Genomic DNA, 17900 nt, shown 5'->3' on the forward strand with positions numbered 1-17900 from the left:
ATGAGCTATGACGTACAGATCACACGCCAGAGTCTGAACGCACTGTTCGATCTCAAAGGGGCGTCGGCAGCGATTGAAAACTGGGTGGGGGACGCTTTGCCCCGTTTGTCCGATAAGCCTAATAGACGAACAGAGAAAGATGCGATTGAGCTGTATCACATCGGGCGAGACCACTGGATCGCCCGTGCTTCGCTGGATTTGGAACAAACGTTGAGAGCACAGCTCAAGCCTACCGATTGTCCCGCCGATATCAGTATTGTGCAGATTTCGGATACTCTGGCCTTTTTCAAAGTAGTGGGTCCGCAAGCGGGCGAAGTGATGGCCATTGCCTGCCCGTTGGATCTGCATGACACTGCATTCGGCAAAGACGCTGTCACCTATACTGAACTGTTTGGCCTCAAGGCATTGGTGATGCGATGTAAGGATGGTTTCGAATTCGCTGTCGAACAGAGCTTTAGTGACATGGTAGAGGACTATCTGGCTCGCGCCGTCACCTGAAGAAAGGGATGTCATGACCCGCACACATATCCACAAGTACCAGACCCGCTATCACGCGCAGGCGACCTATTCCAAAGCGATCCGGGCCCGAGGTGATTTTGTGTTCATGCAGGGACAGGTTGGTACTCTGCTGGACGGAACATTGATTGGTGAAGGCGATCCGGGCGTACAGGCAGATCAGGCCTGCCGCAACATCCAGCGCTGGATGGAAGAAGCCGGGGGCAGTTTGGCGGATGTCTGCAAACTTACCGTCTATGTCACCGACATCTCCTATCGCCCCGCCGTTTACGAGGTGATCAATCGCTGGTTTGACGGCGTGCACCACTGTTCGACCGGTGTTGTCGTGCAGGGATTGGCTGATCCATCGTTATTGGTCGAAATCGATGCAATCGGCGTCATCGACGACGAGTCCGAAGCATCCTGATGACCGAGGTACAATTTCGACGTCGAATGACATTGATCTTCACTCTTTGAAAGTGTCGGGTTGGGTGTGTTCATTTTTGCCCACGGATCGCCATGCTGACGACACTGACTTCCATCCTGCCGATCTTTCTGATCATCGCTTTGGGCTTGGCTCTTCGAAAGGGCGGCATCCCCAGCACCGATTTCTGGAACCTGAACGACAAGCTTGTTTATTGGGTACTGATGCCTTGTCTGCTGTTTACCAAAATCTCGCTGTCGCCACTCGATAAATCCGCGCTTGGCCTTTACTCGGTTACCATTCTGGGCGGGTTTGTTGCGGCGCTGATCTTTGCCTTCATAAGTGCGCGCCTTTTTGGGTTCGCGGCACCGCAAGGTACATCGATACTACAGGGAAGCGCTCGGCATAACTCATTCATCGGGCTGGCGCTGGCGGCAAATCTTTTTGGTCCCACAGGATTAGATATCGCTATTCTTGCGACTGCGATACTGGTGCCGACCACCAATATCGTAATGGTGGTCATGCTGGTCGGTGCACTGCAACGCGACAATGCCACCAGTTTGCCTGTTGCAATCCTGCGCGAGCTTGCCCGCAATCCTTATGTTATTTCGATATTGCTTGCGTTCGGCGCCAACCAGCTGATCGGTGACCGGATCCCGGTTTTACATGATGTAGCAGACGTTTTAGGGGCCGGGGCTTTACCGATTACCCTGTTGGCCGTAGGCGCAAATTTGAGAGTGCGCGCTATGGCCGCCAGTGTGCTACCGCTTATCCTTGCGTTCTTAGGCAAGATGGTGGTCTTCCCCATAGCGGTACTGGTGGTCGGGTTGGCGGTTGGATTGCCCCGGGATGTGCTGCAAATTGCTGTCGTTTATTCTGTGGTTCCAACTGGTGCATCCTCGTACACGCTGTCAAAGCAACTGGGTGGCGATGCCCCTTTGATGGCAGCGATTGTCACATTGCAAACCCTGATCGCCGCAGTGAGCATCCCTCTGTCTTTGGCAATACTGCTGCCGCTGGTCGGTTGATACAGCATCCGGAGAGCGGGATTTATGCTGCTCGGCAGGATACCTGCAGAATCCCGTGCACCCATTGGGCGATGTCCAACAATCGCTTATCTGCTCCGCACGGGCCGATCAGTTGTATACCTAGCGGTAGACCAGAGTGATCCGTACCAAAGGGCAGGGCGATTGAGGGCACCTGAAGCAGAGTCCACATCCGCGAGAACACCGGGTCACCTGTCGCGCCAAGCCCTGCCGGTGCCGGACCAGGAGCTGAGGGAACCAACAACGCATCCACGTCGCGGAACATTTGATCCAGCATGGTTAATGCACGGTTACGGGTCTCAACCGCAGTAAGATATTCGTCTTCCGTAACCAGCAGCCCATCGGCTATTAATTCGTGGAATTGCCGGCTGATACCGGGGACGCCAATTTGGTACTCTGTTTTGCGAAGGCGGGCTGCCTCGTACCCCATGACGGTTATTTGCGCCTGTGTAAGCCGGGAAAATATCGGCGGGTGCGTGATTTCACCGGTTTCCGCACCGGTCGCGGCAATGGCTGCCAGCGCACGGGTGCAGGTGTCGCGCATCTCTATCGATCCGTCGGCCCAATGGGGACCACGCATCAGGCTGACCCGGGGCAACGCAACGTCGTATTCAGGTGGCGGTGTCAGTTTTGCTCCACGCAAAACGGCATCTGCCAACGCCAGATCACGCGGATCTCTTGCCAGAACTCCCAGCGTGTCAAGGCTGCCTGACAAGCCCATAACCCCGCTCAGATCATAGTTACCGGTTGTTGGTTTGAGGCCGCAGATACCGCAATAAGCGGCCGGCCGGATCAAAGAGGCAGCTGTCTGCGAGCCAAATGCGAGCGGTGCCATGAAGTCGGCGACCGCAGCGGCAGACCCGGAGGAAGAGCCGCCGGGGGTATGTCCAGGACTTGCCGGATTTGCAGTATTGCCCGGTCGAAAATAGGCAAACTCGGTTGTGACCGTCTTGCCAACTGGGATCGCCCCTGCGTTCAGAAAAGCCTGGACGCATGTCGCGTTTTTGTCTGGTTGTCGATCGGAATAAAGATCGCTGCCCCAACCTGTTGGCAAGGCTTCTGTGTCGATAATGTCTTTGATAACAAAAGGTACGCCATGGAGCGGCCCACCGATTGGAAGTGTATCGGCAGCGTGAGCAAGCTCCATGGCGTGATCCGCATCGAGGTACTGAAACGCCCCGATCGCAGGCTCCCGTTGCGAAATTCGGTCCAGATGTGCTGCCATCACCTGAGACGGTTTGACTTCACCCTTGCGGATCAACCGGGCCAATTCATGCGCGCTGAACCTGTTTAACTCCGTCATTTCTCCAACATTTCCATGGCCACAGCGAAGGGGGTGACCGGCATGTCATAAATACCCCCTCCCAGCCGGCCAGCTTCGCCAAGCTTGTCGAGGATACCCAGACCAATTACCGGCCCCGACCCTTCGGCCACCGCGCCACGTGCCGTGCTGCCTAGTTGAATATCTAGTGTTCGAAAATAAGGATGTGTCCCTACGGATAGGCCGGAACTGCGTGCTTGAGCGTTGTCGGGGAGAAAGGCACCCAGACCCTTTTTCTGATCTGGGCTCAATTCGATGGCCATGGCGCCGAGTCCGAAAGCCTCAATTACGGCGCTGTCACCGATTGCTCCTAATGCCCTGTCCTGGGGCACATCGACTTCGAATTTCCCTTTTGGTGGATCGGCTTGAATTGTAAACCATTGGCCGGGCAAGCCCGAAATCTGGATGCCAACCTCGTGCCCGTTGCCACCGGCAGCAGTGACAAAACTTGAACCTTCGACACCTTCGGCCAACTTCATCATGCATTTTGTGGCTGCCATCCAAAGATTGAGGAACAGCGACGGCGAGCTAGCCATGAAGGCCAGCGCTTCTTCGTCTTTGATCCCGCCAATGGTACGATCTTTCAGTTCGGCGACAAGCGCGTCTGTTGCAACGGGTGTTCGTCCATGGCAGTCGTCCCCCCCTACCAGGCCAGTCACGGCCAGCGGCACAAGTGCGATACCTTCGGCGAGCCCATTGTCCAACACATCCACAAATCGGGTGTTGAGCCAGCGGATGTGCTCCAACACTGCCATGGATCGTTGACCCAGCCGCATCGCTGGACGGCTGCCCGCATTGATCGGTGTGAACACACGTTGCTGCCCGCGCCAGGCATCATAAATTGTGTGTAGCGGCATGTCTGCCGAGACAACAGCGGCCAGAGGAGTGACAAGATCGTGATCCTGAGCGGGTTTCAACTCGATTTCACCATTTAGGATCATCGCCTCGGCCTGGTCGAAATCCCGAGCAAGCCCCTGCCAGACTGCTGCGACGCAAGCTGAATTAAGGATCGGGGCCGTGATTAGATTGGGATCGGCAAAGGCCGGCCCTGCATGAAGCAGTGTGTTTTCCGCAAGCCCCAACGCGTCGGCGGCCGTGTTGAACCGGTTCCAGACCGGCTGTGTTACCATTGCCCTGTCAAATGCGAGTTGATCCGCAGGATGCAGCATCACGGATTCTCCGGCGGGATGATCCATGTCTCCGAGAAATATAGGAACGCGGTGGTCGTATCGTAGCCGGCCTGTACCCTTGTTCCCAGCTTACCTGGCAGCCATTTGCCATTGACAATAATCTGTGCCGAATGCGCCGGCACGAGTAGCGAAAACATGTTCTGTTCGCCCGAGGCAACCTCATGTGGCGACAGTTCCAGCGCCCGTGGCGGTTGGAGCCCCTCCCAGACGAGTTCGACGGTCAGGCTCTCACCTACTATTGTCTCGGTATAGCGGTGGCTCATCGGATCGCCGGAGGTTCGCACAGCTTGTGCGCCGATTTCAGGCATGGTGGCAAATGCTGGTGCATCGGCAAATGCAGCCAGTTTGCTGATGAAGTTCTTTTTCAGGAATGTGGTTAGATCTGGATTGTCGCTGAGGATCACATTTGGAGCCTCTGGCGGTCCTTCAACCTGATCAGGTGTCCCATAAAGCAGCAATACCTGACCCTGTCCGACAGGCGACCAGGCAACGCGAAAGAACAAAGCCATCGCTGTGAAATCGCCATTGTCGTCTTTTAGCAGAATGCCCGGGTTTTCACCTGTCCAATCTACGGTGCCCGGTGTGACTGGCTCGGTCAATGGCATCACAGATCCTCCTGTGGCGTTACCCAGGTTTCCGAAAAGGCTAGAAAAGCCGTGCTCATGGTTCGGCCAAAGAACTGCCGATCGGCAACGATGCCAGGCAGGGGCGTACCGTTGATCACGACCTGTGCGGATTTTGCTTCCAGAAACACCGAATACATTTCATGCTCTTTGGTGGCCGAGTTTTCCTTGGTCACTTCGACCGGCAAAGGTGCACCCATGTCGTGCCAGATCATTTCGACCGTGACGCCTGATCCACGTAATGTTTCTGAGTAACGTGCCTTCAAATTGCCAGGACGCTTTTCGACACTGTCGCAGTCGAGCCAGGTCATCGCCTCTAGACCCGCTTTGCCGACGAAGGTCGGCATTTTGGTCACCCAGCCATCCACGATCCAACGCATCAAACGCTGGTTGTCGGTCATGATCAGATTTGGAACATGTGGCCAACCTTGCGCCCGATCCGGTGCACCTAAGATGATTGCCGCGTGACCGCGACCATAAGGCGAAAGCACAACGCGGAAAAACAGTGCCAGAGTATCATACTGTTCCTTATCAGCGTTCTGCTTGAGGTAAATGCCCGGGTTTTCACCTGACCAGTCAACCCGGCCAGGGTTGTGAGGGATACGCGTGGTCATGACCAACTTGCCTCGTATGTTTTTAGTGCCTCAATGATGAAGGCTTTGCGATCATCGCCCTGCAAGTGATCGCCGGACATGTAAATCTCGGCCACCCGATGCGAGATCTCCTTGAGAACTGCACCATCGTCGCGCCCCTCCTGAACGGGAATTCTCAGCATCGTATCACCGGCGTAGGTTGGGATGATCTGTCCGGAGAAATTGTCAGACGGTTGTGCCGGAGGTTCTCCGTTTTGCAGCGCGCGGATGGCATTTCGCAGCAGCCGGCGCGCCTTGGCCACCCCCCGGTCGGAAAAGCTGAGATTTTCGCGTGAATGGATATTTTTGGGCCCCTGACTAACCCAGGCATCATAGTCGCCAGGGTCACGTTGCCGCATTTCATATGGGCGATCGGGATCCTGCCCATAGAAGTCGGTCTTGCCAAAGCCCACTTTGCTTTTGTCAGTCAGGCCCTTCGGGTCATCGTTGGCATCAGCGTTGCGGAAATGACGCCAGGCAATGACCATGGTGTTCGTGTCGTCAATGGGTGTGATCCAGCGCGACAACCCGCAACGCCCAAAATAACGCGGCCCGTTTGGCACCGGGAAATGCCCACCGTTCTGGGTAAATGACGGCAGCATATGATCATGGATACGGATCCAGACGATGTCATCTGCACGCCGCACATTGGTGTAAAAATCACCAGTGGCACTGGCATGAAACTCAATCATCGGCATTTCGGCGAAGGCGTCGATGAATTGGCTGCGCACGGCCAGCGTATGAAGATAGACCACATGAAACGGATCCCAGGCGTTCTCCATGACCTGAAGCCAGTTGCAAGGGGATTTGATCAGGTAGGGCACCAGCTCGTCACCCTCATCATCGAAAGTGTCCATTACAGGGAAAGGAGGTTGGGCTTCGGGTGGACCCATATAGGCAAAGGCGAGTCCTTTGTATTCGATCACAGGATACGCCCCCAAACAGGCCTTTTTCTTGACTTGTGATGCGGGCGGTTCGCAGGGGGTCTCCAGAATGGTGCCGTCCAGCCCGTATTTCCAACCGTGATAAGAGCAGCGAATGCCGCCTTCCTCCACGATCCCGAACTCAAGGCTCATGTTGCGGTGGCAGCAATGCAAGTGAGTCAGCCCCAGCTTGCCTTCTTTCTTCTCGCGAAACAGTACAAGGTCTTCGCCCAGAATGCGTAAACGATAGGGCAGATCACCAACCTGATCTGTCATTGCCACCGGCATCCAGAACCGGCGCAGATATTCCCCGCATGGGGTGCCAGGGCCAACCTCAGTCAGTTCCGGGTCAGGTTTCTGAGCCCAAACTGACTGCTTGTCATGGCCTCTAAAATCGCCTTTGGGGGCGTCGAAATGGTCATTCATGGCGTCCTCCGTACGTATTGGTGCTGACAGATCAGGGAAACGGATCCGGGACCGGTGCTGCGCCGGTCCAGACGGATTTGATCTGACAGAAATCCTTGATGGCGTCCGGGCCAAGTTCTCGCCCATATCCGGACAGCTTGACCCCGCCAATAGGGCTGGCGGGATCGACGCTGCGATAATGATTGATGTAAACGGTGCCTGCTACGATAGCCTCGGCCACTCGCTCGCCTTTGGCGGGATCCGTGGTCCAGACACCGGCCGCCAACCCATAGTCGCTATCGTTGGACAGCGCGATGGCCTCGGCTTCTGTATCAAATGAGGTAACCGCCAGCACCGGTCCGAACGCCTCTTCGCGCCAGAGCTGCATGTCGGGCGTCACATTGTCGAAAATGGTTGGGCCAACAAAAAATCCGTCTCGCCCAGCGGCAGTTTCAAGCCCGTCCAACAGGCAAACAGCCCCATCCGCCTTTGCCCGTGCAATCATTTCGGTCACTTTGCGCAGGTGCGGTTCATTGGCCAGCGGAGCAATCTGGGTCTCAAGCTCCATCGGATCACCGAGACGAAAGTCGCGCGCCCGTGACAGCAGTTTTGCCAACAAGTTTTCTTTCATGCTGGCTTCGACGATTAGACGTGACCCGGCGACACAGGTCTGTCCATTAGACAGAAAAATACCAGAGAGAATGCCGTTGACGGTGTTTTCCGGATCACAGTCTGCAAACACAACCTGCGGTGATTTTCCTCCTAACTCCAGCACTGTCGGGACCACACCCGCCGCCGCTGCTTCGGCGACCTTACATCCTCCGAGATCTGACCCGGTAAAGGTCACCTTGCGGGTCAATGGATGGCGAACGAGCGACTCGCCAACCTCATAGCCGAGCCCAGTCACTACATTCAGGACGCCAGGCGGTAACCCAGCCTCATGTACAAGCCGGGCAAATTCCAGCGTTGAAGCTGACGCCATTTCCGATGGTTTGACAACAACCGTGTTGCCCGCCGCCAGTGCCGGAGCCAGCTTCCACGCAAGGATCATCAAAGGAGAATTCCAAGGTGTTATTGCCACAACCACGCCATATGGGATGTAGTGGCCTACGCTGCTCACACCGAAGACTGTATTTGCCTGTTGTTCGGGCTGCATTTTGCGAGCTTGTGCTGCGAAATGCCGAAACCAGCTATGCAATCCGGCAAATTGCGCCCGTACTTCGGAGATCCGCTTGCCATTGTCGCGGATCTCGGGCTCGACCAGTTCCTGCCAGCGGGTCTCCAAAGTATCGGCAAGCTGATCCAGAACATGGGCCCTGTCATTTGGGCTGGTGTTGGCCCATGGGCCTTCCCGAAAGGCGCGGTCGGCATTTCGCATGGCTTGATCGGCTGTTTCAGCGCCACATCGTGCGATCTTGCTCCACTCAGTGCCGGTGGCCGGGTTGACACTCGGCAATGTCTCAGCGGCCCAGGGTAGAAATGACCCGTTGATGAATGGCGTATAGGTCCGCATCTATGGCCCCTCGGGCAGAGGTTGCGCCACCAAGGTCAGCAAATCGCCCCGGCGCACCACACCGCGATTGCCATGGGCAAGAACAAGACCCGAAGCTGGAAACCTCAGATCCAACGGTGCGCGATCCGGTTCGGCTGGAAAAAAGAGCATGCCAGCAGATGCTCCAGCCTCGACATATTGTCCGGCGGAGCAGCGTCGATCAAACAGGCCATCGGCAGGGGCGTAGAGACTGTGCGTTGGGTCCGCGATTTCTACGCAGTGCGTCGGGACAGATTCCGAGGATCTGCTGGGTAGAACACCCAGATGACGCAGGCAACGCATCAGGCCAGCCTCAGCAAGATCGGTCACATCAGGGTCGACACCGCCGCCACCGCTCAGTTCCGCCGCGATCATAGGGATCTTGGCCCGAGCCGCGGCGGAGTTAACTGATCGGTTGTCGTTGTTCGCACCGAGTACCCAGATCAACGGCAACCCAAAGGCCCGAGCCAATTCCATATTGGCTGCAGTGAGCTGCGCATCGTCTGTGCGTGCAGCCAACGCGCAGGGTTCGAACACTGATGCCTTGCCTCCGGAATGCAGATCAATCACGGCATCTGCCCGCGGGATCATTTCAGTTTCAATAAAATGGGCAAGCATGGCGGTTGGGCCGCCGTCTGCATTTCCGGGGAATGCGCGGTTCAGGTTTTGACCATCTAGCGGCGAAACACGCGAAGAGGCGTGAACCGCCGGCGCGTTCAGAGCTGGGATCAGGATGACCTGTCCGGTCAACTTTAACGGATCAAGTTGCGCTGCAAGCCGAAGGATAGCTGCTGGACCTTCGAATTCATCACCATGAGTTCCCCCAAGCATCAACACGACAGGCCCCGGCTGTCCGCGGATGCTGATGACCGGAACGGGGTAATACCCAAGGGGCACAGCATTGTCGGACCATTTCAACATCAGATCACCGGTATTCCGTCCCGGTAAGTCAAGATCCGTTGTGAGATGAAGCCTGCTGTTCGAGGTCGCGTGGGGATCAGTCATGTGAGTCCTTAGGGTGGTATTCTGCACATCAATATCATAACATTTAAGAAAGTGAATTGCTAAAAATGACTAGTTATGTGATATGAAGGAAAATCACAACCCACCCCGCCTATTGGTGCAGGAGGACATGAATGACCGTTGCCCTCGCGAAAGCGGGAATTGACAGGATCAAACCCCATATGGTGAGCGAGGCGGCCAATATCGCGCCGCCCTCCGCAGTCCTGCTCAATTCAAACGAAAGTGCGTTTGGTCCCAGTCCGATTGCCCGAGACGCGGCACGGGCTGCCGCCAGCTCGATTGAACGTTATCTGGAAAATCCGGATCACATTCTTGCCCCGGCAATCGCGAGCCATTTCGGACTGGATGCGGCGCGCATCACAACAGGGCAGGGGTCCGACGACTTGCTGGCGCGGCTGGCGCGGGCATATCTTGGACCCGGTACCGAATTGATCCGCAGTGCAAACGGCTATCTGAAGGTCCCGAACTACGCCTATGCCAACGATGCCGAGGTTGTGTCGGTTGCAGATGATCATTTCAAACCATCCGCTGACCGTATGATCAATGCGTTGACTGATCGGACGCGGGTGGTTTATCTGGCCAACCCCGAAAACCCGGCAGGTACTTACCTGAGCGGAACTGAAGTTCGCCGCCTGCATGCTGCACTGCCGGACAACGTCTTGTTGATCATCGATGCAGCTTATGAAGAATACGTCGACGCGCCGGATTATGAACCCGCCCATATTTTGGTCGAACAGGCGAAAAATGTCGTCATCTGCAGGACGTTCTCCAAGATTTACGGATTGGCCGGCGCGCGCGTGGGCTGGATGTACGGGCCCGATGACATCATCGATGCTGCTCGTCGGGTCGGTTTGACTTTTCCAGTGGCGTCGTCCTCTGCTGCAGCTGCGATTGCGGCATTGGAAGATGAGGCGCACACACGCTATGTCCACGATGCGAACCGTAGGGGCCGGGACTGGATCAGCGCTGAGCTGCAGGCACTTGGGTTGGGCGTAATACCCAGTCAGGCAAATTTTGTTCTGGTTCATTTTCCCGATATGCAAAAATCCGCAGAAGCGGCCACAAGCGCGCTTTTGCAGGAAGGGGTCGCGGTGCGGCGGTTCGCCTCGTCCGCATACGGGGACTATTTGCGCATAACTGTCGGACATATGCGCGATCTGAGGATTGCGCGGGACGGTATTGCAAGATTTCTGGGCGGAGGCGCGTGATGGTCGCTTCGTCTAGGGTGGCGGCGGATGTGCCAAAGGTGGCGCATCCTTCTGGTGCAGCAATTCTGGCACAAATTAAGGCGGCGCATGTGCGTGAAATTGTGGCCCTGCCTGATATTGTTACCAGTGATGGGTTGCTATGGCCAATTTCTCGGGATCCGGAATTTCGTCTGACCCGCATCTGCAAGGAAGATGAAGGTGTCAGTATCTGTGGGGCTATGTCCTATAACGGAACCCGTGCGCTTTTGATGATGCAGCAAACAGGATTGATGGATTCTCTCAATGCAATCCGGGCTATCGGGGTGGATTACGAACTACCGGTCGTGATGATGGTGGGTCTGCAAGGAAAAGAGCCACATATACACCCAGATTACTCGGCCTCTTACGGAGTCAGGATCGTCCGTCCGGTGCTGGATGCAATGGAACTGTCGCATTCGCTGATCGAAGAACCCGGAGATGAGGCGCATATCTGCCAGGCCGTTGAGGCCGCCTATACATCGTCAAAACCCCATATTTTCCTGATCGGGCGCCCCCCGGAGACACCATGACAATGCACCGAGATGCGGCGCTCGAGGCGCTGATCCCTCATGTTCGCGACGACGATATTGTGGTCGCAGTCTATCAAAGCTGTTTCGACTGGCTGGCGCTGAACCCACGTGAACTGAACTATGTCGCAGTCGGGGCGATGGGGCAGGCCTCATCTCACGGATTGGGGCTGGCGTTGGCCAATCCAGATCGGCGCGTGATTGTTCTGGATGGTGATGGCAGTCTGTTGATGAACCTCGGGACATTGGTCACAATTGCCAGTGCCGGGGCAAGAAACCTGTATCACTTTCTATCTTTCAACAGGGTGTACGAAGTGAACGGAGCGCATCCTCTGCCTGGGGCGGACATGGTAGATTTCGCTGCTATGGCCTGGGCCGCAGGGTACGCGGGTGTGCAACGTTTCACGGATATCGACCGGTTTGCCGAAGCGGCACCACAGGTATTATCTTTGTCCGGTCCGCAGTTCATTTCGATGGAGGTAAAGGCAGGCGCGTCCTATCCCCGCGACTATGCCTATATCCACAGCGCTCAGGCGCGATCGACTTTTCGGGCGGCTCTCAATCGGCGTTGAGATCTGATTGGACGATGTTCAGAAAAGACTTTCCAACGGCAGATAGGGTCTTGTTCTTTGACCAAAATAGAACAGCCCGGAAGTTTAACGGCGCGGCAAATGGTATAGCCACGCAACCTGGAATGGTCTTGAGGTAGTCCAGACTGGCGCCGACGACAGAAACTCCCAAACCACGTGAAACCAGCCTGCAGATAGAGTCGGTTGTGCGCGTCTCATACTGCATGCGCCGTGCAATCCCTTTTGCTTCGAAAAACTGGTCGATTTCATAGCGAAAGCGAGAGGACGGCATATAGGAAATAAAACTTTCATCTGCCAGATCCCTCGCCTGGACAAGAGCATTGCCGGCCAAGGCGTGATCCACCGAAACCACGCAGCACACATCACTGTCTTTGATCACAAGGCTTTCAAATGACGGATTTGCCGGTTGGGTTGTCGTGATGCCAAAGTCATAATTCTGGGACACCATCCATTCGACTGCGTCATCGCTGGGGGCAATTTCCATTCGGGCCATCGCATGTGGGCAAGTGGCAGCAAATTTCCCTATCAGGTCTGGCGCGAGTTGCGAAGAAACGCCCGGCGTAATCACAAGATTGAGGCGCGCGTGGCCAAACTTCCCAATAGCTGTGGCAGAATCCTTAATATGTTCCATACCGCTAACGGCTTGGCGCACTTCTTCAACCAGTAATCTGGCCTCGTCTGTGGGTATCAGCACACGGCCGACACGCTGAAAAAGTGGAAACCCAACTTCTTCTTCGAAATCAGAGATCAGCCGGCTGACTGCAGGTTGAGAAATACCCAACATCGCTGCGGCCTCGGTCACAGTCCCGGTCGAGACCACCGTTCGAAACGCGTCAACTTGTCGGAATGTGATGTTCATTTGGCCTCAGTGGTTTTGCCTTTTCATGTAGGGTGTCAGATTCGACCCATAAGATATAGTTATTCGAATTTCAAAAATCTGGCCAGCATGCGATATCACTTAGTTGGCGCCAAATTGGGTTGTGTATCTGGATTTCCCTGCTATTGCTGACGAGTAGAGACGGCTATGAATTCGATCTTTTGCGAGTGGATTTTACGGAAACCATGTGGAAGCTTGGCATCAAAACTCAACGTATCTCCCGCTGACATATCAAAGTCTTCGCTGCCGCAACGATAGATTGCCTGGCCTTCGATTATGTATATGAAGACATAGCCTTCATGCTGATAGCCGGGCAAATTGTCTGATTGTTCTTTTGAAATACTGATCCGTGCCGACTGGAACGTCCCTTGGGGTGCGCTGTGCTTGCCCAACAGAAGGTAGTTATGCGTGTGCCCCTGAGTGATACGCCGCGCCTGGAGACCATCCCCGGCACGCGCGTGATGCACATCTGCTGCCGCATCTGAGCGTGCAAACAATGCCACCAATGGCACATCAAGGGCATCCGCCAGTGATTGCAGCATCGCAAGCGAAGGTGAGACATTACCATTCTCTATACGACTGATCATCGCAGTGGACACCTGTGCCCGAGTAGCCAGGTCACCCAACTTAAGTTCACGCTCTTGGCGTAACCGTTGCAGTGTCTGACCTATTTCACTTTCAGTGCAGTTTTTCTTTTCCACTATTTTTGCTGCCGATCATGGAATTCAGGATATGGATACAGCGCATCCGGGATGTCAACATCAGTGCCCTAATTCGAAAATGCGTCAAGGCTCGAGTATTCAGAACACTTTTTGGATTCCCGATACCAGCAGATTGTTCAGCTGACTGGTCATTGTATTTGGGGCTTGGTCAGGTTGTTGATCGGAAAATGTTGCAATCTTTTGACCATCGACGCATTCGCAATTAGCGCGTGAATGACTGCTGGTCATATCAAGTCGAAAGCCGGTTCATGATTTCCTTTAAAGGCGCGCAATATCCGAAGGATGTATTACTGTTCTCAGTGTTCTTTCCCTCCGCTACAGTGTTTCCTATCGTGATCATGAAGAAATCTCGACCGTCACTATCATCTGCACAAATCAGCCTGCATTGTTGGCGGACGCGGTGACACGTCAGGTGGAGCAACCCGAACTTCAGCGGTTTGAGATTTCGGCGGCGCAGCTAGCAGCCAACTATAACCAAGCTTTGGAACAGGGGATTGAGGTTGACCCCGACCAATGGGACGCCCTGAACGCCGCCGCTTGGCCCATTCTCGTTCGCTCGGATACGCAATCCCGCTCAGGCGCGGGGCCCATGTGAGGCTTGGGATATGAGCCAGCGCTTGCTCCGTTTGCAAACAAGAAATGCCGCCCCGATTGGGGCGGCGTCGGACCGGAACTCGTTCAGCATGTATTCCAGGTGAATCGGCGCTGGGTCGCCAAAGAACCTTTTGACCCTACGCGCCATGAGCCAGGGGTAGTGCACAGAGCCAAGGTCTGATGTGCGTCAATCCTGCCGGTTATGTTCGCGGTAGCTCGGACATTCTGGCAAGGATGTCCACGCCCTGCTGTTTCCAGAAATGTAAAAGGTCGATGAATATCCAGTTCTCGGCCAGCTTATCCCCGTCTCGCCGATAGATATCTATTACCCGAAATTCACCGGCTTTGTCAGTCGCAGGCATTCCCATGAACCCGCCAGTTGGACGGGCTGTGAAGTTCGGCCAGCCAAAAAAACCGCCATAATGACCCTCTGCCAGGCGGCATATGTGTTTGGTTTTCGACCGGTCAGTGAAACCAGCACGGAAAGGGCCTGCATGCTGTTGGGCGTAGCGTTCGATCGTGTAGGTCGCCCCGATCCCGGATGGCCCCCACCAGATCATGTCTTCGGACCATGTGCGCCGTAGCTCGTCCTCAAGGCTGAGGCCGCTGTTCCATTGGCCCAGATCGGAGATCATAGAGTTGATGGCCGCCAGAGTCCGCTCTCCTTCCGCCTCAGGTTGCGGACCGACCATCAGGCCGTCATGGGTCATGGGCCCCGGCTGCACGAGTTGCGCGGCTGTCTGAGGCGGGAACGGCTGCAATCCGGCCTGCATCATGAAATGAGGTATGTCGAAATACATCGCGGTTTCAGTGATTTTCCCGTTTTCGACCTTGTTGAATTCGCAATAGCGCAGAAATGTCATTTTGCCGTTTGGCGAGATACCTAGCCAATCTTTGTCGAACAGCCCCATGAGATGGCCCATTGATACAACCCAGACCGAGGTGAAACCGTCCATCTCGTTTTCTCCGGCCATGAATATGTCCATGCGGCGCTGCATTCGGGTCAGGCTTTGTTTCAGCGGAAGCCAGAACTGGGCACCTACGTCACTGGGGCCATGCAGTTCGTCAAAGGGATGGAATCCGCGCCACAGATAGTCATCGGCGCAATATTTCGAGATCACGTCAGGGACCGCTGATTCTTCAGCTCGGCTCAGAGCTTCATAAAGATCCAGAACAATATTTTTCTCGGCTTCGTAAGGCATATTCTTTTCTTTCAGTGCTTTACCAGGAATTGAGCACAGGTTTTCAGTATAGTGAAACGTAGATTTGCAAACGCATGCAAAAAAAGCTTGCCTGATGTTCCATCAGATGTCTATGCTCTTGCAAACGTATGCACGACAAGTGCACATGGGAGGACAGAATGGCCGAAATTCAACTTCGCAGTGTTGGGAAACGTTGGGGATCGTTTGTGGGGGTCGATAATTTCGACCTGACTATTGCCGATAAAGAGTTTCTGGTTCTTCTTGGCCCATCAGGCTGTGGCAAGACGACGACCATGCGCATGATTGCGGGTTTGGAGGACGCCAGCGAGGGCGACATTCTGATAGATGGCGAGCGTGTCAATGACATGGAGCCCAAGGACCGCGATGTCGCCATGGTGTTTCAGTCCTACGCGCTCTATCCGAACATGAATGTTTATGAGAATATCCGGTTCCCGCTGAAGGTGCGCGGCATCGACCCTTCCACGCATGACGAAAAAGTGCGCCGCGCTTCGGCCATGGTCGAACTGGATGACTTTCTGCATCGCAAACCGGCAGAGTTGTCGGGCGGCCAGCGTCAGCGCGTCGCTTTGGCCCGCGCCATTGTTCGCGAGCCAAATGTCTTTCTGATGGACGAACCGCTGTCAAACCTTGACGCCAAGCTGCGTGTTTCGACGCGCGCGCAGATCAAGAATCTCAGCCACGAGCTTGCCGTGACCACAATCTACGTGACTCATGACCAGATCGAAGCGATGACCCTTGCCGATCGTGTGGTGATCATGAAGCAGGGTATCGTGCAGCAGGTTGGCTCTCCGACCGATATTTACGATGCACCCGCAAACACTTTTGTGGCCAGCTTTATTGGCAACCCTGCAATGAACCTTATCGATGGTCAGGTTCAGAATGGGGTGTTTAGGGCTCAGAACACTGAGGTGCATGGGCTGAATGCGTCGGACGGCCCGATTACGCTGGGCTTTCGCGCCGAGGACGCCAATGTCGTGGAAAGCGGCGGCGAGATTAACGGGCCCATCTACACGCAGGAGCTTTTGGGCGACAGCACGATGGTCTCGGTTCGGATCGGTGGCGCGCTGGTTTCGGTCAAAGCCGACAAAACCTATCGCGCTGAAATCGATGATCAGGTTTCAATCCATATCCACACCGATCACTGCCACTTGTTTGATGCGCAAACCGGAACGCGTTTGGAGCGCTGAACAGAAAATCCAAACCCGCATTGCCGGGTTTAATGCAGGTGCAGACTTCGAAGATGCACCCATCTACCTAGGGAGGAATACAAATGTTTCTGAAGAAAATAGCATTGGCTGGGTCCTTGGCCGCCTTTGCCGCCAGCGCAGGTTATGCCTGTGAAATTAACGGGCGCGTGAATATCGTTGGTAACGAATTTGCGGCCATTCAGGCCGTCGCAACCGGCGCGAAAGAATGCACAGGCGCATCGGTCGATTCAAACCTGACCTCCGAGCACCAGACCATCAACGTGGCTGGTCTGTCCGGAAACCCGTCTGAATACACCAGTGCCATCATCGCCAACAGCTCGATCGTGGCGTTGATGAACGAAGATGTTATTCGGCCGCTCAACGATCTGGTGGAACAGCATGGTCAGGACCTGCAGCCAGGTCAGTTGATCAAGATTGGTGATGACATTATGGCCGTGGCGTTCATGGCGAATGCTCAGCACCTGATGTATCGCAAGGACGTGTTGGAACAGGCCGGTGTCGAAGTGCCGACAACCTATGAAGAATTGCTCGAAGCTGCCAAAGCCATTCGCGAGCAGGGCATCATGCAAAACCCGGTTGGCGGCGCCTATGCGTCGGGTTGGAATCTGGCACAGGAATTCAACAACATTTTTCTTGGCTATGGCGGCAGCCACTTCAAAGCCGGAACAGCCGAGCCCAACGTGAATTCTGAGGCTGGTGTCAATGCGCTGAACATGATGAAGGCTTTGTCGGAATACATGAACCCCGACTTCCTGACCCACGATTCCAATGCCACTAATGCCGAATACCGTGCTGGTAACGTTGCAATCATGAATATGTGGGGTTCACGCGCATCGCAGCAAACCACGACCGAAGGCGTGCTTCAGGAAGTGATCGACGGTCATGCGATCGGCGCACCACTGACAGTCGGCGGCGGGTCGACGCCGGCATCGACCCTGTGGTGGGACGGCTGGACCGTCGGCAAGAACATCTCGGATGAAGAAGCCGAAGCTACGTTCATCGCGATGAAACACGGTATCCGTCCTGACATGCTGAACGATGAAACCACGCCGCTGGCGGTATGGTTGATCGAAGGCTACGAGCCTGGTGCGGACGCCGAAGGCGTGTTTGAGGCGGCCAAAATGGGCACACCGCCTTATCCGATGTTGCCTTACATGGGCCTGATGCACAGCGCGCTAGGCAATGAACTTTCAGACTTCATGCAAGGCAAGGAAAGCGCTGAGCAGGCGCTGGCCGATGTCGAAGCCGCATATCGCGCGGCTGCCATCGAACAAGGTTTCCTCCAGTAGGGCCTGACTCGTGCGGGCGTCTGTAAGGGCC

The 17900-nt window shown here is 55.2% G+C and carries 19 protein-coding genes and 1 pseudogene; 10 read left to right on the forward strand and 10 right to left on the reverse strand.

Annotated features, from left to right (window positions below):
- The 3 genes from AC2FH0_RS07810 to AC2FH0_RS07820 all read left to right on the forward strand — a co-directional run bounded on the left by AC2FH0_RS07810 (nucleotide 1) and on the right by AC2FH0_RS07820 (nucleotide 1947).
- Entirely contained in the window at nucleotides 1-498 is a 498-nt protein-coding gene (locus AC2FH0_RS07810) for a sarcosine oxidase subunit gamma (protein WP_496709133.1), read from the forward strand.
- Between the two features lie 13 nt (nucleotides 499-511).
- Nucleotides 512-922, forward strand: coding sequence for a RidA family protein (locus AC2FH0_RS07815; protein WP_496709134.1), 411 nt, complete (start codon nucleotides 512-514; stop codon nucleotides 920-922).
- A 92-nt stretch (nucleotides 923-1014) separates the two neighbouring features.
- A complete protein-coding gene (locus AC2FH0_RS07820; protein WP_496691494.1) occupies nucleotides 1015-1947 on the forward strand; it encodes an AEC family transporter in 933 nt (310 codons plus the stop codon).
- A 22-nt stretch (nucleotides 1948-1969) separates the two neighbouring features.
- Here the strand turns inward: AC2FH0_RS07820 and AC2FH0_RS07825 are convergent, their stop codons facing one another.
- The 7 genes from AC2FH0_RS07825 to AC2FH0_RS07855 are packed head-to-tail and all read right to left on the reverse strand — an operon-like array spanning nucleotide 1970 to nucleotide 9595.
- Nucleotides 1970-3268, reverse strand: coding sequence for an amidase (locus AC2FH0_RS07825; protein WP_496789009.1), 1299 nt, complete (start codon nucleotides 3266-3268; stop codon nucleotides 1970-1972).
- Nucleotides 3265-4482: a YlbE family protein gene (locus AC2FH0_RS07830; protein WP_496789011.1), complete on the reverse strand. Its 1218-nt coding sequence runs from the start codon at nucleotides 4480-4482 to the stop codon at nucleotides 3265-3267. Before AC2FH0_RS07830 ends, AC2FH0_RS07825 begins: the two co-directional genes overlap by 4 nt.
- Complete coding sequence (locus tag AC2FH0_RS07835; RefSeq protein WP_496691497.1) at nucleotides 4455-5081, reverse strand: hypothetical protein; 627 nt, start codon at nucleotides 5079-5081, stop codon at nucleotides 4455-4457. Before AC2FH0_RS07835 ends, AC2FH0_RS07830 begins: the two co-directional genes overlap by 28 nt.
- Nucleotides 5081-5713: a hypothetical protein gene (locus AC2FH0_RS07840; RefSeq protein ID WP_496702607.1), complete on the reverse strand. Its 633-nt coding sequence runs from the start codon at nucleotides 5711-5713 to the stop codon at nucleotides 5081-5083. The genes AC2FH0_RS07835 and AC2FH0_RS07840 overlap by 1 nt, the downstream gene beginning before the upstream one ends.
- Nucleotides 5710-7080 (reverse strand): Rieske 2Fe-2S domain-containing protein, encoded by a 1371-nt coding sequence (locus AC2FH0_RS07845; RefSeq protein ID WP_496789012.1) that lies wholly within the window; start codon nucleotides 7078-7080, stop codon nucleotides 5710-5712. Before AC2FH0_RS07845 ends, AC2FH0_RS07840 begins: the two co-directional genes overlap by 4 nt.
- Before the next feature lie 31 nt (nucleotides 7081-7111).
- Nucleotides 7112-8572, reverse strand: coding sequence for an aldehyde dehydrogenase family protein (locus AC2FH0_RS07850; RefSeq protein ID WP_496789013.1), 1461 nt, complete (start codon nucleotides 8570-8572; stop codon nucleotides 7112-7114).
- Entirely contained in the window at nucleotides 8573-9595 is a 1023-nt protein-coding gene (locus AC2FH0_RS07855; RefSeq protein ID WP_496789015.1) for a succinylglutamate desuccinylase/aspartoacylase family protein, read from the reverse strand.
- Between the two features lie 131 nt (nucleotides 9596-9726).
- Here AC2FH0_RS07855 and AC2FH0_RS07860 point away from each other — a divergent pair, with 131 nt between their 5' ends.
- The 3 genes from AC2FH0_RS07860 to AC2FH0_RS07870 are packed head-to-tail and all read left to right on the forward strand — an operon-like array spanning nucleotide 9727 to nucleotide 11938.
- Complete coding sequence (locus AC2FH0_RS07860; protein ID WP_496789016.1) at nucleotides 9727-10821, forward strand: pyridoxal phosphate-dependent aminotransferase; 1095 nt, start codon at nucleotides 9727-9729, stop codon at nucleotides 10819-10821.
- The gene (locus AC2FH0_RS07865; RefSeq protein WP_496702615.1) at nucleotides 10821-11369 is read left to right on the forward strand and encodes a decarboxylase; all 549 of its coding nucleotides are present in this window, start codon (nucleotides 10821-10823) and stop codon (nucleotides 11367-11369) included. Before AC2FH0_RS07860 ends, AC2FH0_RS07865 begins: the two co-directional genes overlap by 1 nt.
- Nucleotides 11366-11938: a thiamine pyrophosphate-dependent enzyme gene (locus tag AC2FH0_RS07870; RefSeq protein ID WP_496702617.1), complete on the forward strand. Its 573-nt coding sequence runs from the start codon at nucleotides 11366-11368 to the stop codon at nucleotides 11936-11938. The genes AC2FH0_RS07865 and AC2FH0_RS07870 overlap by 4 nt, the downstream gene beginning before the upstream one ends.
- On the opposite strand, the gene AC2FH0_RS07875 is transcribed toward AC2FH0_RS07870, so the two are convergent.
- Together AC2FH0_RS07875 and AC2FH0_RS07880 are read right to left on the reverse strand one after the other, a co-directional pair.
- Nucleotides 11925-12815 (reverse strand): LysR substrate-binding domain-containing protein, encoded by an 891-nt coding sequence (locus AC2FH0_RS07875; RefSeq protein WP_496702618.1) that lies wholly within the window; start codon nucleotides 12813-12815, stop codon nucleotides 11925-11927. The two genes, AC2FH0_RS07870 and AC2FH0_RS07875, sit on opposite strands and share 14 nt — an antisense overlap.
- Before the next feature lie 140 nt (nucleotides 12816-12955).
- Nucleotides 12956-13534, reverse strand: coding sequence for a helix-turn-helix domain-containing protein (locus AC2FH0_RS07880; RefSeq protein WP_496691506.1), 579 nt, complete (start codon nucleotides 13532-13534; stop codon nucleotides 12956-12958).
- 269 nt (nucleotides 13535-13803) lie between these two features.
- On the opposite strand from AC2FH0_RS07880, the pseudogene AC2FH0_RS07885 reads away from it, so the two are divergent.
- Both AC2FH0_RS07885 and AC2FH0_RS07890 read left to right on the forward strand, forming a co-directional pair.
- Nucleotides 13804-13904 (forward strand): annotated as a pseudogene (locus AC2FH0_RS07885) (IS6 family transposase); the annotation flags it as partial.
- Between the two features lie 51 nt (nucleotides 13905-13955).
- Nucleotides 13956-14150: a hypothetical protein gene (locus tag AC2FH0_RS07890; protein ID WP_496702425.1), complete on the forward strand. Its 195-nt coding sequence runs from the start codon at nucleotides 13956-13958 to the stop codon at nucleotides 14148-14150.
- A gap of 199 nt (nucleotides 14151-14349) precedes the next feature.
- Here AC2FH0_RS07890 and AC2FH0_RS07895 read toward each other — a convergent pair whose 3' ends face one another.
- Nucleotides 14350-15351, reverse strand: coding sequence for a nuclear transport factor 2 family protein (locus AC2FH0_RS07895; RefSeq protein WP_496709795.1), 1002 nt, complete (start codon nucleotides 15349-15351; stop codon nucleotides 14350-14352).
- 158 nt (nucleotides 15352-15509) lie between these two features.
- Here AC2FH0_RS07895 and AC2FH0_RS07900 point away from each other — a divergent pair, with 158 nt between their 5' ends.
- Together AC2FH0_RS07900 and AC2FH0_RS07905 are read left to right on the forward strand one after the other, a co-directional pair.
- Nucleotides 15510-16559 carry an ABC transporter ATP-binding protein gene (locus AC2FH0_RS07900; RefSeq protein WP_496691509.1) on the forward strand — a complete coding sequence of 350 codons (1050 nt, stop codon included), beginning with the start codon at nucleotides 15510-15512 and terminating at the stop codon, nucleotides 16557-16559.
- Between the two features lie 83 nt (nucleotides 16560-16642).
- Entirely contained in the window at nucleotides 16643-17869 is a 1227-nt protein-coding gene (locus tag AC2FH0_RS07905; protein WP_496691510.1) for an ABC transporter substrate-binding protein, read from the forward strand.
- Nucleotides 17870-17900 lie beyond the last annotated feature (31 nt).

This window comes from Ruegeria sp. CDSC051, from assembly GCF_059610665.1.

Excerpts from the sequence above, each read along its gene's own strand:
- AC2FH0_RS07835 (WP_496691497.1), bottom strand. The coding sequence starts at position 5,081 with ATGCCATTGACCGAGCCAGTCACACCGGGCACCGTAGATTGGACAGGT.
- AC2FH0_RS07815 (WP_496709134.1), top strand. The coding sequence starts at position 512 with ATGACCCGCACACATATCCACAAGTACCAGACCCGCTATCACGCGCAG.
- AC2FH0_RS07840 (WP_496702607.1), bottom strand. The coding sequence starts at position 5,713 with ATGACCACGCGTATCCCTCACAACCCTGGCCGGGTTGACTGGTCAGGT.
- AC2FH0_RS07820 (WP_496691494.1), top strand. The coding sequence starts at position 1,015 with ATGCTGACGACACTGACTTCCATCCTGCCGATCTTTCTGATCATCGCT.
- AC2FH0_RS07845 (WP_496789012.1), bottom strand. The coding sequence starts at position 7,080 with ATGAATGACCATTTCGACGCCCCCAAAGGCGATTTTAGAGGCCATGAC.
- AC2FH0_RS07830 (WP_496789011.1), bottom strand. The coding sequence starts at position 4,482 with ATGGATCATCCCGCCGGAGAATCCGTGATGCTGCATCCTGCGGATCAA.
- AC2FH0_RS07860 (WP_496789016.1), top strand. The coding sequence starts at position 9,727 with ATGACCGTTGCCCTCGCGAAAGCGGGAATTGACAGGATCAAACCCCAT.
- AC2FH0_RS07810 (WP_496709133.1), top strand. The coding sequence starts at position 1 with ATGAGCTATGACGTACAGATCACACGCCAGAGTCTGAACGCACTGTTC.
- AC2FH0_RS07855 (WP_496789015.1), bottom strand. The coding sequence starts at position 9,595 with ATGACTGATCCCCACGCGACCTCGAACAGCAGGCTTCATCTCACAACG.
- AC2FH0_RS07895 (WP_496709795.1), bottom strand. The coding sequence starts at position 15,351 with ATGCCTTACGAAGCCGAGAAAAATATTGTTCTGGATCTTTATGAAGCT.
- AC2FH0_RS07905 (WP_496691510.1), top strand. The coding sequence starts at position 16,643 with ATGTTTCTGAAGAAAATAGCATTGGCTGGGTCCTTGGCCGCCTTTGCC.
- AC2FH0_RS07850 (WP_496789013.1), bottom strand. The coding sequence starts at position 8,572 with ATGCGGACCTATACGCCATTCATCAACGGGTCATTTCTACCCTGGGCC.
- AC2FH0_RS07825 (WP_496789009.1), bottom strand. The coding sequence starts at position 3,268 with ATGACGGAGTTAAACAGGTTCAGCGCGCATGAATTGGCCCGGTTGATC.
- AC2FH0_RS07870 (WP_496702617.1), top strand. The coding sequence starts at position 11,366 with ATGACAATGCACCGAGATGCGGCGCTCGAGGCGCTGATCCCTCATGTT.
- AC2FH0_RS07900 (WP_496691509.1), top strand. The coding sequence starts at position 15,510 with ATGGCCGAAATTCAACTTCGCAGTGTTGGGAAACGTTGGGGATCGTTT.
- AC2FH0_RS07865 (WP_496702615.1), top strand. The coding sequence starts at position 10,821 with ATGGTCGCTTCGTCTAGGGTGGCGGCGGATGTGCCAAAGGTGGCGCAT.
- AC2FH0_RS07875 (WP_496702618.1), bottom strand. The coding sequence starts at position 12,815 with ATGAACATCACATTCCGACAAGTTGACGCGTTTCGAACGGTGGTCTCG.